The following is a 15,653-nucleotide window of genomic DNA, read 5'->3' as shown; positions in this document are numbered from 1 at the left end:
TATAAACTAGCAACCACTAATAAAGTCATAAGCACCGTAAACAAAAAGGTGTGTCTTCAACTGGAGAAACAATGAAAACTCGCTCAATTCTTTTATCTGGCCTGATTGCGGCCTCGGTGATGTCGGCATCAGCGTTTGCAAACGTAGATCTCAAGAAAAACATGCAGGAAATGAAGCTTGCGTTCAAACAAGCTGCAGAAGCTCAAAGCATTGAAGAGATGCAAAAGCCAATGGTACGTCTAGACACTTTGGTTGCAGAGCTGAAAACGGGTTCTTACCCTGCAGAGAAAGAGCAAAACTTTATGGAAGGTTTCTCTAAGATCCAAGCATCAATTGATTCAATTGAGCAGAAGCTAGAACAAGGTCAATTTGAAGAAGCGAAGCAGGAGCTACGCACGATCGACGGCCTACGTGAGCAATACCACGAGAAGCGTAACCCGAGTATCTGGAGCAAGCTATTCGGCTAACCTTATCGATGCTCTAGCCTAAGAGTATCCTATTGCACATAGAGAATTCTAAACGCCACACCGGCTTTTGTTGGTGTGGCGTTTTTATTTCGAACAAACTGACTATGTGAATGATATCAATAATGTGCGTTAGCTTAGGTTTTTAACATAATGTTAATTAATCCGTTTAAACGACTGTTTAGCTGATTCATAATGTTGGGAATTTATAAACCCTATTTATAGATTCGTACTAGATGCGTCAAACGTCGTTCAATTACTCCATGTTATGGGCTACCGCTTTAAGCTGGGCGCTCATTACACTGATGCCTGTTATCAATGCTCATGGTAACAGCGCTGGCGTGTGGGCGACGCTTTGTACCGTAAATGGGTTTGAGCTAGTACAAGTTGAAGAAGGGGAGCCACAAACACACAACGGTAAACCGTGTCCCTTCAGCCATTTTTCTAGCTTCCATCATGATGAAATTCCAACTGCACTACTAACAACTCGACTGAGTTCGATTGTCTCAGACGGCTACGCTTTTTTGGCTCTAAGCGAGGCTTTTAAGAGACACTCTCCTAGAGGTCCGCCTCAAGCTATTTCCTAACCTAAATAACAACAAATAAAACAACATACATAAGTAAAGTTAATCTGCTCACACCTTTTCCCACTTTCTGATGACCTCAGAAGGTGTTTTGGTGCGTGCAAAAAGGAAATATCAATGTCGAGAATTGCATCTCAACCTGCCGCTCCGGCTCAAAGTAAAACCCTCTATTTTCTCACTTGGCGATGGCACTTCTACGCAGGCCTGTTCGTTATCCCATTTATGTTGATGCTCAGTGTAACCGGGCTGGTGATGCTACTTGATGACGAGCTAGAAAGCGCACTTTATCCAGAAGCATTAATCGTTCAAAGCGGCGTAACAGACACTAGAGTATCGATTAGCGAACAGTTAAATGCGGTTAAAGCTCTGTACCCCGAAGGGACTGTTACTCAATTCATTACCGCGAAGTCGGAAAGCTTGCCGAATCGTTTCTCGGTCAACCTATCTGATGGCCGTTCGGTTTTTGCTACCGTTGATCCTTTCTCGGGTGAGGTCGTAGGTGAGATCCCGCGCAGCGAGAGTTGGTATCAGTTAGCCAATGACATTCACGGCACCTTGCTAGTAGGGGATTGGGGAGACTATTTGATCGAAGTGGCGACCAGTCTCTCTATCCTTCTTTTGGTCTCAGGTATCTATTTATGGCTGCCACGTGATAATGCAACCAAAGCTGGATTCTTAAAGATTCGCTTCTCATCGGGAACGCGTATTTTGATGCGCGATTTACACGCGAATCTTGGTGGTACTCTGTCTCTGGTTCTGTTGCTGTTCCTGCTATCTGGTCTTGCTTGGGCTGGTTTCTGGGGCGGGAAAATGGTTCAGGCTTGGAGCAGCTTTCCTGCACAAATGTGGGATGATGTACCATTGTCTGATAAAACGCATGCTTCTTTAAATCATGGCTCCGAAGAGGAGTTACCTTGGAACTTGGAGCAAACGCCACTACCGGAATCGCACGACCATTCGACAATGGCAGATGAGCATAGTCACCATGATGTGTCTGCACAGAGCATTTCGCTTGAGGAAGTCATTCAAACCGCGTCTAGATTGGGCTTCACCTACTATCGAGTCAATTTTCCGCGTTCTGAAACAGGGGTCTATACCATCACAGCTAATACCATGGGTGGTGATATTGTTGATCCGAGAAAAGACAGAACAACCCATCTAGACCAATACTCAGGCCGTATCCTCGGTGAGGTAACATGGAACGATTACAATGTGATGGCTAAAACCCTGGCTGTCGGTATCTCTTTACACCAAGGGGACATCAGCGTGGTGAACAAAATCCTTAACGTTTTGTTCTGCTTAGCCTTTATTGTTGTATCAATCACTGGCGGAGTCATGTGGTGGGTGCGCCGCCCTACTGGCAAAGGGAAGTTAGGAGTACCACCTAAGTTTGAAGATTCAGGCATCTGGAAAGCGGGCTTGGTGACTGTAGTCTTAATCTCTGTGCTGTTCCCGTTAGCCGGAGCGACCATTGCCATCGCGATGCTACTGGACTGGCTATTGTTCTCACGCGTTGAAAGATTGAAGATGGCGCTGAGCTAGATAACTTTGAGCTAGATGGAACGCCGCCCCTCGATGCGTATTACTCATCGAGAGGCGGTATATTGATTTAAACGACTAATGCTATGTATTCGATGGTTTTTACGCCTGATAAAGCTCCAGTGGCAACCCATCAGGGTCTGCGAAAAAGGTAAACTCTCGACCAGTGAACTCATCCACTCGAATGGGTTCGACTTCCACGCCTTTACTTTCTAAGTAGCCTTTCATTTGTTGAACATCATCGACACACAAGGCTAAATGTCTTAATCCTTGAGCTTCTGGAAAGCTTGGTCTTTCTGGTGCATTAGGGAAGCTAAATAGTTCAATTTGAGCACCATTGGGTAGCGCTAAATCGAGCTTGTAAGATTGACGAGCTTCACGATAGTTTTCAGCAACAATTTCCAGTTTTAGAATCTCGGTATAAAAGCGTTTCGAGACTTGATAATCGGAGCAGATGATTGCTGCATGGTGGATTCCTTTCAGCACTATCTTGTCTCTCCTGCAAGTTTGTCGCTTAAATGCTCCATAGCGTAGTCAATGAAAACACGCAGACGCGCTGGCATGTATTTCGTCTGAGCAAATTGCATTGCGATAGCACCGTGATAGTTACTTTTGATTGTCCAATCATTGAGAACTTGAACTACGCTCCCTTCAGCTAAAGCATCTTGAATCACGAAGTCGTGGAAAATACCGATTCCCAATCCTTCTTGTACCCCTTTTAAGCGCATTTGCGAGTGGTTTACAGCGTAGCGACCACTGACTGAGACCGTGTGGAATTCATCGTCTTTGAGAAAATCCCAGATGTGGTCTTTGTCTGTCTCAGCAAGGTACAAACAGTCATGCTGGCTAAGATCTGTGGGATGTGAAGGCGTTCCCTTATTCGCTAGATAATCTGGACTTGCACACAAGACTAGATTGGTTTTGCCAAGCTCCTTCAGTACCAAGCTCTCATCGGGCTTATCGGTAAGGCGAAACGCGATATCAATCCCCTGACGCAAAATATCGATGTCTCCATCGGCAGCACGTAGTTTGAGTTGAATCTCTGGGTACTGGTTAAGGAAAGGGACAACAAAGGGCTGCAAGACAGAGTTTAGAAAAGCTTCTGGAGCCGCCACGATCAGAGAGCCAGAGGGCTCAGTATGATCAGACGTTGATAGCTCAACCGCCTGTTGTGCCGCATTAATCATCACTACGCTCTGGTCGTACACTAGCTGGCCTGCCTGCGTAATGATCAGACTTCGGGTAGTACGCTCGAATAGTTTCACTGACAGCGCTTTTTCCAAACGGGTGATGAGCTTACTCAGTGCTGATGGCGTTACACCAAGCTGCTTGGCTGCGGCGGTAAAGCTGCCCTCATTAACCACCAAAATAAAGGAGGCAAGATCAGGAAGTAGGGCTATCAGTTTTGGGTTGATCATAACGTTGGGTACTCGGCCAGTGGGCTGATATTTCTAGAAATCGACAATCAGCATCATACGTCAAACTCCATTCAATATTAAGCGCAGTGTTTTGTGTGGCTTGCGTCACATTATGCTGGCGAATTAAGCAGAAGATTCCGTGTTTTATAAAAACAATTTTCGCCTATGTATTTATTCAATCAAATACATATACTGGCTGAATAGTCATAATTAAATCAGTTGGTTAAGGGAGCGGTATTCATGGATAGATCGGAGAGCTTATTTCAAAAGCAGCGCATAAAACGGTTTAACTTTTCAGTATGGACAGTGTTGACTGGAACGTTACTCGCCCGAACAAGCTACTTTATGGCATGGCCTTTTCTGATCGTCTTTCTCTATGAAGATTATGGTGCATCTGCGATTGAAGTCGGCTCCATGTTGGCGGTATCTGCGGTTGTTGGAGCTGGAACTGGGCTCTACTCGGGTTACTTGTCGGATAAGCTGGGGCGTAAATGGGTCATGGTGCTGGGTAGTTGGATTGCCTCTGTATCCTATACCGGCATAGCATTGGCCAGTGAAGTGTGGCAGTTCTATGTGCTGATCATGATGACAGGTTTGATGCGCCCGATGATCGAAGCGCCAGCTAAAGCGGTGATAGGTGATAACCTCAGTGACTTGAAAGACAGAGAATTAGCACTCAATATTCGTTATTTCTTACTTAATTTGGGTGGTGCTCTAGGCCCACTGATTGGTATCACTTTGGCTCTTTCTCAGCCACAAAACCTGTTCTTTGTCGCTGGTGGGACCTATGTCGTATACGGTTTTTGGCTGTTGCTCGGTATTGAGCGTAAAGGCACTTTCACCAAGCCAGACCCATCCCAACTGCCTAATTTTGCTGCGACGCTTAATGTGATTCGTAAAGACAATATTTTCGTTAAGTTGATGGTCGCCAACTTTATCATGATGTTTGTCTACGCGCAGGTAGAGTCATCGATTCCTCAAGTCATTGTGCGCTCTTCAATTACTGATGCGGCACAGCTCATTGCTGGGTTGGTGTTAGTCAACACCCTAACCATTATAGTTTTCCAATTTCCGATGCTGAAATGGTTAGAGCACGTGCCGCTGTTTGTGAGAACTCGCATTGGTATGATTTTGATGGCGATTGCGCAAATTGGTTTTCTTTTTACACCCAATGATTGGCCATTAGGTTGGGGAATTGCTTGTTTTATATTAAGTTTAGGGGAAGTGATTGCTTTCCCAACCCTTAATGTACAAATCGATAGAATGGCACCGCCACATCTAAGAGGTTCCTATTTTGGCGCGGCTGCGCTTTATTCTCTTGGCTTTGCTATTGCGCCTCTACTTGGTGGTGTAGTGATAGAGATGTTGAGCGCCTACTGGCTATTTGTGCTCTGTTTCATTCTATGTTTGGTGATGATCTGGTTGTACTGGTTGGCAGAGCATACAGAAGACAGTGTCGACAGAGAGCCGATTACCCAGAGCTAACGAGCGCAGCCTTGGGTGTTAAGCGACAGATAATAACTAAGGCAACGTGAGCTATGGATAAATCGAATTTTGCACAAGAGTTAAAGCGCCTGCGTGAAGATAAAGCACTTTCACAAGAAGAGCTGGCTGACATTTTATCGACGTCTCATCGAGCCTTTTCAGGGATTAACCAAGTGATGGTTAGCCAGTGGGAGCGAGGTAAAACACTCCCAAGCTTCGTTCGTCGTTTGGGTATCGCCAGTTTTTTTCAGCGAGAGTATGAATTCTCGGTAGATGAGATGGTGCATGTGAAAGGTGCCTCTAAGCTGATGGATACGCGTTTTAATATTGATATTGGTTACGACTATCACATCACTAGCGTAGAATCGACAGACGTCAGCGCGTTGTCTGACGAGCGTTTGAGCTCGATTAAGAACATGCATCAAAAGCTGTACGGGCAAGACTTTATCAAGGTTTCGAGTCAGCTTGGGATTGAACTTGCCAACATGAAAGCACTCTGTTTCCTATATAACGGTGTCATTATTGGGCATGTTATCTATGATGGTGCTTCTAAAATGTTATGTAGTTTGGCTGCGGTCAGTGTCACTATCCGACGCAAAATCTTCGATGATCTCGCTAATCGCTTTAAAGGTACCGAGTTTCGATTCCCAACGATAGACCCGGCAATGTGCCAGTTTCTCTATGACCTCTATTTTGAACCTTACACCACTAAAATGGGCATGGTGTTCTTCAAGGCTGAGATCACCAAAGTAGTGAGTAACCCGTTTTCGCAAACCATTCAAAACAAGCACGATGTTTATTTCAAATATTTAAGATATCAAGATCTTAAACAGAAAAAGAGAAGCGTCGAGTTTGTACTCACTTAACTCTTACCTGCTCCTACATTAGAAGCATCAGGTCGGGTAGAGCAACTGGTTGGCTGTATAAAAAGCCTTGGTAGCTATCAAATCCCAGTTGTTGAACTCGGTTTCGAGTGGTGTGGTCTTCTACACCCTCTGCCACTGTCGAAATCCCTCTATTTCGGCAGTATTCAATCACCGTTTCGATCAGCTGTGATGCTTCGCTTACAGGTTTGTTAATCAAAGAGCGATCGAATTTAACCTCATCAATACTAAGTTTTTGAATCTTATCGATATCTGAATAGCCGATACCAAAATCATCGACACTAAATTTAATACCAAGTGCTTTGTAGCTCTCCATCTGACGCGCTAACAAAGAGCTGAGCTCATCATTTTCACTTAGCTCAAATGTTAGTTGCTTAGCGGGAAAAGAGCTGTTCCAAAGCATTTCTCTGACTCTCGCCACATTATCTGGGTTGGCCAACACTTGTTTACTGATGTTTACCGCCAAGTTTAAAGACGGAGAAACGGCGCGTATTTCTGTGAGCGCTTGCTCTAAGACGTTAAAGAAGATGGTTTCTTCATAGCCAAGTGCAAACGCACGGTCAATGAATGTTCCGGGTGCGAAGATACCGTGTTCAGGGATATCCAGTCGGAAAAGCGCTTCTACTCCAATCACATCCGTATTGTCACAGCCGACGCTAGAGTCCGTTTTTACTTTTGGTTGGTAAAAGCATGTGTGCCACTCATTGGCGAAAGCTTCCTTGATCAATTGGTCAGATAAGTTCATTGGTCAGTGCGCTCATTCATTAAAGGAGGCGCATTGTGGGGGGATATGCGTTTAGTCACTATATCGTTTTGCGGGAAAATTTTTTAATTCGACATAAATCGAACTATTAGTGTTTGTGAGTTCTTTTTCTAATCAGGTTGGACAGTGAATTGTGACTGCCTTCATAGTTAAGGTATTTGATTCGTGCCTCAGGTTCATTAATGTTTTTCCAACTAGAGGGATAATCGAAATCGAGATGTTCTACTAGAATGTAGGCATAAGTTTTACAGTGTAAATGGCGCTCACGTCACCGTTTATACTCCCCCTATAAATAAGCAGCCAGCACGCTGTGAATAATAACTAGGAAGGAATTAGACAATGTCTTCTGCATTCTACCAACAGATTGAAAAACAAATTGAAGAAGTAAAGGCTGAAGGTCTTTACAAGTCTGAGCGTGTAATCACTTCTCAGCAGCAAGCGGCTGTTAAAATTTCAACAGGCGAAGAAGTGCTTAACTTCTGTGCAAACAACTACTTAGGTCTAGCTAACCACCCTGAACTTATCGAAGCTGGTAAAGCGGGTATGGATCAACACGGCTTTGGTATGGCGTCTGTACGTTTCATCTGTGGTACTCAAGACATCCACAAAGAGCTAGAAGACAAACTGTCTACATTCCTTGGTAAAGAAGACACGATTCTTTACACATCTTGTTTCGATGCGAACGCAGGTCTTTTCGAAACTATCCTAGGCAAAGAAGATGCAATCATCTCTGATGCTCTAAACCACGCTTCAATCATCGATGGTGTTCGTCTATGTAAAGCAATGCGCTTCCGTTACGCGAACAACAACATGGAAGAGCTAGAGCAACAACTTATCGCTGCTAAAGAAGCAGGTGCTCGTCACACGCTAATCGTTACTGACGGCGTATTCTCTATGGACGGCGTAGTAGCAAACCTCCCAGCTATCTGTGACCTAGCAGATAAATACGGCGCACTAGTAATGGTTGATGATTCTCACGCTGTGGGCTTCATGGGCGAAAACGGCGCGGGTACTCACGAGTTCCACAACGTTGTTGACCGTATCGACATCATCACAGGTACGCTAGGTAAAGCAATGGGCGGCGCTTCAGGCGGTTACACATCTGGTAAGAAAGAAGTGATCGACTGGCTACGTCAGCGTTCTCGTCCATACCTATTCTCTAACTCAGTTGCTCCAGCGATCGTTAACGCATCTATCCGCGTCCTTGACCTACTTAAAGAGAGCGGTGAGCTTCGCGACCGTCTATGGGAAAACGCTGCACACTTCCGTACTCGCATGGAAGACGCTGGTTTCACTATGGGTGGTGCTGATCACGCAATCATTCCAATCATGCTAGGCGATGCAAAAGTAGCGGCTGAATTCGCAGAGCGCGCTCTAGAGAAAGGGATCTACGTTGTAGGTTTCTCTTTCCCAGTAGTACCAAAAGGCCAAGCACGTATCCGTACTCAAATGTCTGCTGCACACTCTCGTGAGCAACTAGACCGCGCTATCGATGCATTCATCGAAGTGGGTAAAGAGATGGAAATCATCTAATTCTGACGCTTTACTCAGAATATAGATAACGCAATATTTTTGATTCTCGCCTTATAGTTAGGCGAGATGAACTAGGTAACATTATGAAAATTAAAGCACTTTCTAAGCTTAAGCCTGAAGAAGGCATTTGGATGACCGAGGTTGAGAAACCTGAAATGGGTCATAATGATCTTCTTATCCGTATTAAGAAAACCGCAATCTGTGGTACAGACGTACACATCTACAACTGGGATGAGTGGTCACAAAACACAATTCCAGTACCTATGGTTGTGGGTCACGAGTACGTAGGTGAAGTTGTTGGCATCGGCCAAGAAGTTCGTGGTTTTGAAATCGGCGACCGTGTATCTGGCGAAGGTCACATCACATGTGGTCACTGTCGTAACTGTCGTGGCGGCCGTACTCACCTTTGTCGCAACACAACAGGTGTTGGTGTTAACCGCACTGGTGCATTCTCTGAATACCTTGTGATTCCTGCGTTCAACGCATTTAAGATCCCTGCAGAGATCTCTGACGATCTAGCGTCTATCTTCGACCCGTTTGGTAACGCAGTACACACAGCGCTTTCTTTCGACCTAGTAGGCGAAGACGTACTAATCACTGGTGCTGGTCCAATCGGTATCATGGCGGCTGCGGTTGCTAAGCACGTAGGTGCGCGTCACGTTGTTATCACTGACGTAAACGAATACCGCCTAGACCTTGCTAAGAAGATGGGCGTAACACGCGCTGTAAACGTGATGGAAGAGAAGCTTGAAGATGTTATGGCTGATCTAGGCATGACAGAAGGCTTCGACGTAGGTCTTGAAATGTCTGGTGTACCATCTGCGTTCAACAGCATGCTAACTAACATGAACCACGGCGGTAAGATCTCTCTACTAGGTATTCCACCATCAGACATGGCAGTAGACTGGAACCAAGTAATCTTTAAGGGCTTGGTAATCAAAGGTATCTACGGTCGCGAGATGTTCGAAACTTGGTACAAGATGGCAAGCTTGATTCAATCTGGCCTAGATCTAACACCAATCATTACTCACCACTACAAAGTGGACGACTTCCAAGCAGGCTTCGACATGATGCGCTCTGGTATGTCTGGTAAAGTAATCCTAGATTGGGAATAAGCTTTCGCTGATTAATAAAACGCTCCAAAAGGAGCGTTTTTTGTATTTAACCCATAAGATTAACCCTAGTAGAGTTAAACTTTTTATATACCCGTCAATTATTTAGATATAACAAGCTGCCTAAGATGATGAGGTTAATGATCCAATTAATCGTCTTGCTATAGGCGAAACAATCTAGGATTGTCACATCACAATTATGTTCTTTTTGGTTTTCCTGTGAATACTCGCAGCTTTCAAGCTCACCTTTTTCGTTGGTGGATAGGAGATTAGCTTCATTCTCTGAACCGCCAGAGCTATCGTTTTTTTGAGATGAGCTTCTTTTTGACACTGAGTCATCTAGATTTTCATGATATGACAGCCCGCTACCTGGAATTCCTAAGGTGCCACGCTTAACCCCAAGAGATCCATTTTTCTTGGTTCCAACATTAATATTTGCTCCCGGAACGCCCACGGTTGAGCTTGTCGTAACCCCCTTCTTTTCGGACCAACTTAAGTTGAAGGTGAGTCCTGGCGCTACTTTTACGCGTTTGCGAAATCTTAATCCCATGACTAAACCTTATAAAATTCTTCTGAGCACAAAGCGGAAAACGGGAATAAGCGCTAACAAGCTGACTAGTATGAGGTTTGTCCATTCCAGAGGTGTATTTGGTGGTCGATTGACTTGCTCAAACCCTAGAACCTGAGTAAAAAATAAAAAACAGAAAAAAAGCCAAGGTACTGTATTAAAAATAATTATCATTGAATTACCTCACTAACAAAAGCTCTGGTCCGCCAAAAACGGAATAGTCATAGATTATGGTTGCATTTGCTTTACAACCTATACCGTTGTTTTTACAGTTGTTCCTCGCAAAGTTGACCGTATTGTTGTGAGCTATTTTTTCCTGATCTTTAGGGGCGGAGAAGGTATCTACTTCCTCTAAGAACGTTAATTGATCTTCAAGTTGATCGAGTTCGTAGGGGGCTTCAAAGGTAATGTTTAGATCAAAATTTCCCTTCAGCCTTTCATTGTGTGCCTGTACTCGTGATTTTAATACTGTGACTGCGTTGGTGAACAAGGTATCGTCGGTTTTCTTGATAAAATATACGGCAGCGTCTTTGTAACTTAGTTTTACAAATTTTGACTCATAGTTTTGACAGTTTTTTACTTTATGGCAGCTTGAATTTACTTCCGGAAATACTCGAACGACATAGTCTCCTTTCAGTAGCGCTGACTCTGCGTTTGAAGTTTCTATTCTTGCCATTGTATGCCAATTTGCATAGTTATCCGCCGTTACAACAAACAGCCCTTTGTTTGTTCTAGGTAAATCTGCTTTTGGTAATAGACTATAAGTAAAGGCATTTATAGCAAACATAGTTCCAACAATACTTGCTAATATTGGCATCACTACAGTGATAAAGAATATGGCAATGCACCCAAACAATAGAGTGTAGAGAAAATCGGTCCCTTTACTCATTAGAAGACCTCGACAACGAACTTTTTAAATGCAAGCAAGAACAAAATTGGAAGGATGATGGTTTTCAAGACAAACAACATCATAAGGTTGATAAACTTGACCATTGCATTATCGATCGATTCCATAATGTTTACGATGATGTCCTTCGGAGTCATGACACTCGCTTTCATTGAGTCCCACTTATCGGACATACCGTCAATGAATCCTTTGTCTTCTTGTTCCACATTAGTTTGCAGTGAAGCGATGCTTTCTACTTTCTTTGAGATTGATTGAGAAAGTTCGGTCGCTTGTGCTTCATTTTCTTTAACAGATTCGTTGATGAAAAGGTGATCGGCGGCAAGAGATAGAGAAACTGATGCAATCACAGCGAATCGAACAATCAGCAGTGTTTTGAAAACTTTAGTCGCTCTCACTTTGAAAGGAGCAAGCTTACCCGTCCAAATAGTCGCGAGTAGCCCAACACCAGAGAGAAGCACAAGTGTATTGAACAGCTTACTCGACATCGTGATAAGTAAAAACTTTTGAAGGCTTAGTGATGCTAAAGCGAGTGCCATTGTATGTTTGAAAAGATCCAACATGTCACTGATCGAGTTAAGCATTTGGCCTAAATCAAATGATGCAACACCCACAGACACTTCAAAGCTCTTGAACATTGAAACGACAGAATCCAATAGCGATGCACTGCCGAAAGTAATTAGCGCTGAGCTCAGTGATTCGTTTACTGCATCATGAGCTGCGTGGTCCAATATTGTCGAACAAGCTAAAGCTACGAGTGTAATAATTAGGATGGAATAGGCCTGTTTTGAAATACTTGAAGGCTTGTTGCGATGTGGTTGATCAAGAGCTTGAGAGATTTCGTTCATATATAGTACGACGTTCCGGGTTTTGGTTGATTTTATCGTACGCAATAAAAATAGCCAGCACTTTCTTCATAAACTAGCTATCAGAAGGATTGATGCTGTAAAAGAACGGAGAATATATAGAGGTCTTACAACTTGTCTTGGGTCCTCTCAGTGATGCGTAAGCAGTCATTAATAAAGTCACCGATGGTTTGCCATTCCATTTCAAAGTTATCTAAGGTGAAATCATATCCCTCAAATGGGGAATTAGAGCCATCAATACCTAACGTATCGGGTAGGTCTTCACATATAGTGAAGTAGAGGGCAAGCCCACGATCTGAAACGCCGCCATTTCCTTCTCGATCGCAAAATATTTTACCGTAGCTAACATCAGAGACAGCAACACCATCAATTTTGGCGTAGTAGACCCTTTCCAGTTCGTCATAGAGGTGCATTGATTCATTGATAACCAGTTCAGGCATATCAAATGAATATCGAAAAAAGTTTTGAATGTGTTCCAATAACGATGCACGGCTTTGCAGCTTGGTAATATCCAGTGTAGGGCACTTTGAAGTCAGACTTTTTTGCTTAGTTTCTGAGAGTTCTAGATGCTCCAATCCAAGAACCTGCTCTGGTTTTTTAAGTTTGAAATAAAAGCGGTTCTCTAGTTTAACTGGGTTTTGTTTGTATAACGCGAGTTCCGTTGCCTTATCACGTATTTTTTCCTGCCAAGCTAATTTAGAAAGCCACTTTTTAGGCAAGCCATCATACCCATAATAAGCCCCTGCGATCTGCCCATAAACAGCACAGGTCGTATCCGCATCATCACCTAAGTTTGCTGCCAATAGTGCGCCTTGTTCGAAGCTAGCTGACTGTAGAAAGCACCATATTGCCGCTTGAAGTGAGTCAACAACGTAACCTCGGCCGAAAATATCGTCGCGACTTGTAGTAGGGTCTGCAGCGATGCTTATGGCATTAAGCAGAGTTTGTATGGCTTCGCTTGGATTAGTCTGAGTAAATTCTTCGACTAGGTTTTCAATTAACGATGCTTTGGTTTGAGGACCAAGCATGGCTTGGCTGAGTAAATGGCCAAGCATTTTGCAAGCTTCGACACATCTAGGTTCTCTGTGGGTAGTTAATGAGCTTTGAGCGCTGTAATGCTGGACATCATGCTCGGTGTGGCCTTTCGACTGAGCATAGAATATCGCGACAGGGGCAAGACGCATGATGCTACCATTTCCTGCGGAATTTGATTCCGTGCCTCCCGACTCTGGGTCACCCGTTCTCAGATAAGCATTTAGCGCTGAAGAAACGGTAAAGCCAATATCAAAACAGTAACCATTTACCGCGTTGCAACCATGTGTACGCCAATCGAGGTAGCGCTCTACCTGATCTTTTGCATTGTGTTTACCACATTCAAGTAGAGAGTCGGCTAGGCATAAAGCCATTGAGGTATCGTCTGTCCATTGACCCGCCTTTAGGTCGAATGGGCCGCCACCACAGATATCAGAGATCGGATTTACAGCATGCTTGGGAATAAACTCTAGGGTTGTGCCTAATGCATCACCTAGAGCCAGTCCAACAAGTGCCCCCTGCGCGCGATTTACAAATGCTTCAGTTTCAGTCAAAAATGAACCCTCAATTAAACCAGTGTTTCAGTACGTAATTATGGTAAATTACGGCTTTGTGAAATGATATGTTGTAAAAAGCGACACATCTTATGCGTTAAAGAGGGCATTACCGTGAAGTGGGACCAACACCAGAGATTCAGACTTATCGAACTTATCGCATACTGGGAGGGAAGGTTAACGACTAACCACCTATGTGAAAGCTTTGGTATTGGCCGTCAGCAAGCGTCTAAGGATATTAACTTCTACATTCAACATATCTCGCAAACGAACCTTGAATACGATAAGAGTCTCAAGGGGTATGTACCTTCAAGTTCTTTTAAGCCGCATTTCATCACTGGAGAAGCTCAAGAGTTCCTTAACTTGCTGGCAAGCCAAGAATCTAACAGTAACATCTTTTCTCCAATGGAGTTTACAGGGGGTACGGCATGTTCATTGCCAATTCCTACTCGACATGTGAATCCTGAGCATGTACGGAAAATTTTACTCGCTGCAAAAAGCCAGTCTCGTTTAGATATTGGATATCGCTCCATGAGTCAGCCGGAATCAGAGGGAAGGGTGATTGTCCCACATTCAATTGTTTGCACCCCATTGCGCTGGCACGTTAGAGCATATTGTGAGAAAAATGGTGAGTTTAGAGACTTTTTATTGAGCCGATTTGAAGGTGAACTGGAGGTGCTGTGCAACTCCGACAAGACACAAGATCAAGATGCAAAATGGCATGATATTGTTGATATAGAATTTGCACCTGACCCACGCCTTTCTCAAGAACAGCAAAATATGATTCGTTATGAGTATGATATGACTGATGGGAAGTTTGTCATCGCCTGCCGCTCGGCTTTGGTTCGTTACACTTTGTTTGCGCTGAATGTATTCCTAGAATATGAAGATACGCCGGTGGGTCGTCAGCAATTGATTGTATTAAACAGAGATGAAGTGTTTAAACATCTGGTTTGATTGGGGATGTAAGTAGCTCACGAATCTCATCATAATTTTCTGCTCTACGAGTAAACTGCTCCCATATTTCGCAGAGCTCTGCCGAGGGAATGTCATCCTCACTGCAATCTAAATCGCATGATCGCTGATAAGGCGGGTGCGCGATGCGATTGAGAGAGTAATCCCCAGTCGCATGCCTTATGTCGTTACATAGTGTTGTTCCTAAGTCGATGTTATCTAACTCAGGAGTGCAATTGATTGAAGGGAAGAGTCTAGCTAGTGACTGGATAAGGCCACACTTAAGCACTTCGCTGGGAGCATTTTGCGACTCAGCACGCCAGCGATGAAGATCTTGAAAGATCGCGCTCAATATTTGTTTCTCTTTAAATCTCTCACCAAAACTAATTTCCATATATTTTTTCTCGTAAGCACTAGCATTAAGAGCATTTCGAAGGTACTGATAGTAATCCACCACCAGTTTAAGTCGCCCTGTCATCATTAGGTTTGTGGGCATACCCAACTTGATGGCTTGCTGCCTACGCTGAGTGAACTTCTTTTTGTTCTTACTTGTTAGTTTTCTTCTCATGCTCAACCTTTTTACAATACTCCAAGCTTGTCATCAGGCTCGATGTGTCTATATTTTCCACGCCCACGTTTCCCATGTATGGCTCCACTCCTAATTTAAGACGTCTCAGATTCACCTCTTTTTGGTAGCTTTCTCGCATGGGGTTAATGCCACGACGCCTGGCTTTCGCCTCACTAGTTGAGTCATACATACAATCGTATTCTTCAGGGAACAGGTTTGAGTGTTGTTGGTGAATAGGTGAATCTCTATCTGAAACACTATTACGTAGTATTCTATTCTGTTTTTTCTTGGCCCACATTTGTCCTCCTTATATTTGAAATGATGACTCTTCCGAAAACAAGAACACGCTAGCACTAGTCGTAGTTAGTTAACATGTAGAATAAAACGACAGTTTCTTAATGGAAATTTATGGTATGATATTCCGT

The 15,653-nt window shown here is 43.8% G+C and carries 17 protein-coding genes; 8 read left to right on the top strand and 9 right to left on the bottom strand.

Annotation, left to right across the window (positions count from 1 at the left end; genetic code table 11):
- Positions 1 to 71: 71 nt before the first annotated feature.
- The 3 genes from OCV50_RS21060 (at position 72) to OCV50_RS21050 (ending at position 2,590) form a co-directional block, all read left to right on the top strand.
- Entirely contained in the window at positions 72 to 467 is a 396-nt protein-coding gene (locus OCV50_RS21060) for a cytochrome b562 (protein ID WP_261904551.1), read from the top strand.
- Between the two features lie 233 nt (positions 468 to 700).
- Positions 701 to 1,051, top strand: coding sequence for a hypothetical protein (locus OCV50_RS21055; protein WP_239840272.1), 351 nt, complete (start codon positions 701 to 703; stop codon positions 1,049 to 1,051).
- Positions 1,052 to 1,165: 114 nt separating this feature from the next.
- Positions 1,166 to 2,590 (top strand): PepSY-associated TM helix domain-containing protein, encoded by a 1,425-nt coding sequence (locus OCV50_RS21050; RefSeq protein WP_261904550.1) that lies wholly within the window; start codon positions 1,166 to 1,168, stop codon positions 2,588 to 2,590.
- A 99-nt stretch (positions 2,591 to 2,689) separates the two neighbouring features.
- Here OCV50_RS21050 and gloA2 read toward each other — a convergent pair whose 3' ends face one another.
- Together gloA2 and OCV50_RS21040 are read right to left on the bottom strand one after the other, a co-directional pair.
- The gene (gloA2, locus tag OCV50_RS21045) at positions 2,690 to 3,073 is read right to left on the bottom strand and encodes an SMU1112c/YaeR family gloxylase I-like metalloprotein (protein WP_261904549.1); all 384 of its coding nucleotides are present in this window, start codon (positions 3,071 to 3,073) and stop codon (positions 2,690 to 2,692) included.
- Complete coding sequence (locus OCV50_RS21040; protein ID WP_261904548.1) at positions 3,073 to 4,005, bottom strand: LysR family transcriptional regulator; 933 nt, start codon at positions 4,003 to 4,005, stop codon at positions 3,073 to 3,075. The genes gloA2 and OCV50_RS21040 overlap by 1 nt, the downstream gene beginning before the upstream one ends.
- Before the next feature lie 240 nt (positions 4,006 to 4,245).
- Between OCV50_RS21040 and OCV50_RS21035 the strand changes: the two genes are divergently transcribed.
- Together OCV50_RS21035 and OCV50_RS21030 are read left to right on the top strand one after the other, a co-directional pair.
- The gene (locus OCV50_RS21035) at positions 4,246 to 5,490 is read left to right on the top strand and encodes an MDR family MFS transporter (protein WP_261904547.1); all 1,245 of its coding nucleotides are present in this window, start codon (positions 4,246 to 4,248) and stop codon (positions 5,488 to 5,490) included.
- Positions 5,491 to 5,543: 53 nt separating this feature from the next.
- Positions 5,544 to 6,356: a helix-turn-helix transcriptional regulator gene (locus OCV50_RS21030; RefSeq protein WP_261904546.1), complete on the top strand. Its 813-nt coding sequence runs from the start codon at positions 5,544 to 5,546 to the stop codon at positions 6,354 to 6,356.
- Positions 6,357 to 6,369: 13 nt separating this feature from the next.
- On the opposite strand, the gene OCV50_RS21025 is transcribed toward OCV50_RS21030, so the two are convergent.
- Positions 6,370 to 7,119 carry an EAL domain-containing protein gene (locus tag OCV50_RS21025; RefSeq protein WP_261904545.1) on the bottom strand — a complete coding sequence of 250 codons (750 nt, stop codon included), beginning with the start codon at positions 7,117 to 7,119 and terminating at the stop codon, positions 6,370 to 6,372.
- A gap of 357 nt (positions 7,120 to 7,476) precedes the next feature.
- Here OCV50_RS21025 and OCV50_RS21020 point away from each other — a divergent pair, with 357 nt between their 5' ends.
- Both OCV50_RS21020 and tdh read left to right on the top strand, forming a co-directional pair.
- Positions 7,477 to 8,670, top strand: a complete 1,194-nt coding sequence (locus tag OCV50_RS21020) for a glycine C-acetyltransferase (RefSeq protein ID WP_032550346.1) — start codon at positions 7,477 to 7,479, stop codon at positions 8,668 to 8,670.
- A gap of 83 nt (positions 8,671 to 8,753) precedes the next feature.
- Entirely contained in the window at positions 8,754 to 9,785 is a 1,032-nt protein-coding gene (gene tdh / locus OCV50_RS21015; protein WP_032550347.1) for an L-threonine 3-dehydrogenase, read from the top strand.
- A 94-nt stretch (positions 9,786 to 9,879) separates the two neighbouring features.
- Here tdh and OCV50_RS21010 read toward each other — a convergent pair whose 3' ends face one another.
- From OCV50_RS21010 to OCV50_RS20995, 4 genes are all read right to left on the bottom strand, one after another.
- Positions 9,880 to 10,332 carry a DUF4236 domain-containing protein gene (locus OCV50_RS21010; RefSeq protein ID WP_261904544.1) on the bottom strand — a complete coding sequence of 151 codons (453 nt, stop codon included), beginning with the start codon at positions 10,330 to 10,332 and terminating at the stop codon, positions 9,880 to 9,882.
- Positions 10,333 to 10,528: 196 nt separating this feature from the next.
- Entirely contained in the window at positions 10,529 to 11,239 is a 711-nt protein-coding gene (locus OCV50_RS21005; RefSeq protein ID WP_261904543.1) for a hypothetical protein, read from the bottom strand.
- Positions 11,239 to 12,102: a hypothetical protein gene (locus OCV50_RS21000; RefSeq protein ID WP_261904542.1), complete on the bottom strand. Its 864-nt coding sequence runs from the start codon at positions 12,100 to 12,102 to the stop codon at positions 11,239 to 11,241. The genes OCV50_RS21005 and OCV50_RS21000 overlap by 1 nt, the downstream gene beginning before the upstream one ends.
- A gap of 125 nt (positions 12,103 to 12,227) precedes the next feature.
- Positions 12,228 to 13,706 carry an ADP-ribosylglycohydrolase family protein gene (locus OCV50_RS20995; RefSeq protein ID WP_261904541.1) on the bottom strand — a complete coding sequence of 493 codons (1,479 nt, stop codon included), beginning with the start codon at positions 13,704 to 13,706 and terminating at the stop codon, positions 12,228 to 12,230.
- A gap of 114 nt (positions 13,707 to 13,820) precedes the next feature.
- On the opposite strand from OCV50_RS20995, the gene OCV50_RS20990 reads away from it, so the two are divergent.
- The gene (locus tag OCV50_RS20990) at positions 13,821 to 14,663 is read left to right on the top strand and encodes a WYL domain-containing protein (RefSeq protein ID WP_261904540.1); all 843 of its coding nucleotides are present in this window, start codon (positions 13,821 to 13,823) and stop codon (positions 14,661 to 14,663) included.
- Here the strand turns inward: OCV50_RS20990 and OCV50_RS20985 are convergent.
- Positions 14,647 to 15,228, bottom strand: coding sequence for a hypothetical protein (locus OCV50_RS20985; RefSeq protein ID WP_261904539.1), 582 nt, complete (start codon positions 15,226 to 15,228; stop codon positions 14,647 to 14,649). The two genes, OCV50_RS20990 and OCV50_RS20985, sit on opposite strands and share 17 nt — an antisense overlap.
- Positions 15,206 to 15,526, bottom strand: a complete 321-nt coding sequence (locus OCV50_RS20980) for a hypothetical protein (protein ID WP_261904538.1) — start codon at positions 15,524 to 15,526, stop codon at positions 15,206 to 15,208. Before OCV50_RS20980 ends, OCV50_RS20985 begins: the two co-directional genes overlap by 23 nt.
- Positions 15,527 to 15,653: the final 127 nt, after the last annotated feature.

This window comes from Vibrio fortis (assembly GCF_024347475.1).
GTDB classification, from domain to species: Bacteria; Pseudomonadota; Gammaproteobacteria; order Enterobacterales; family Vibrionaceae; genus Vibrio; species Vibrio fortis.
The sequence above is the reverse complement of the archived record's forward strand: the minus strand, read 5'-3'. Positions and strand labels throughout refer to the sequence as shown.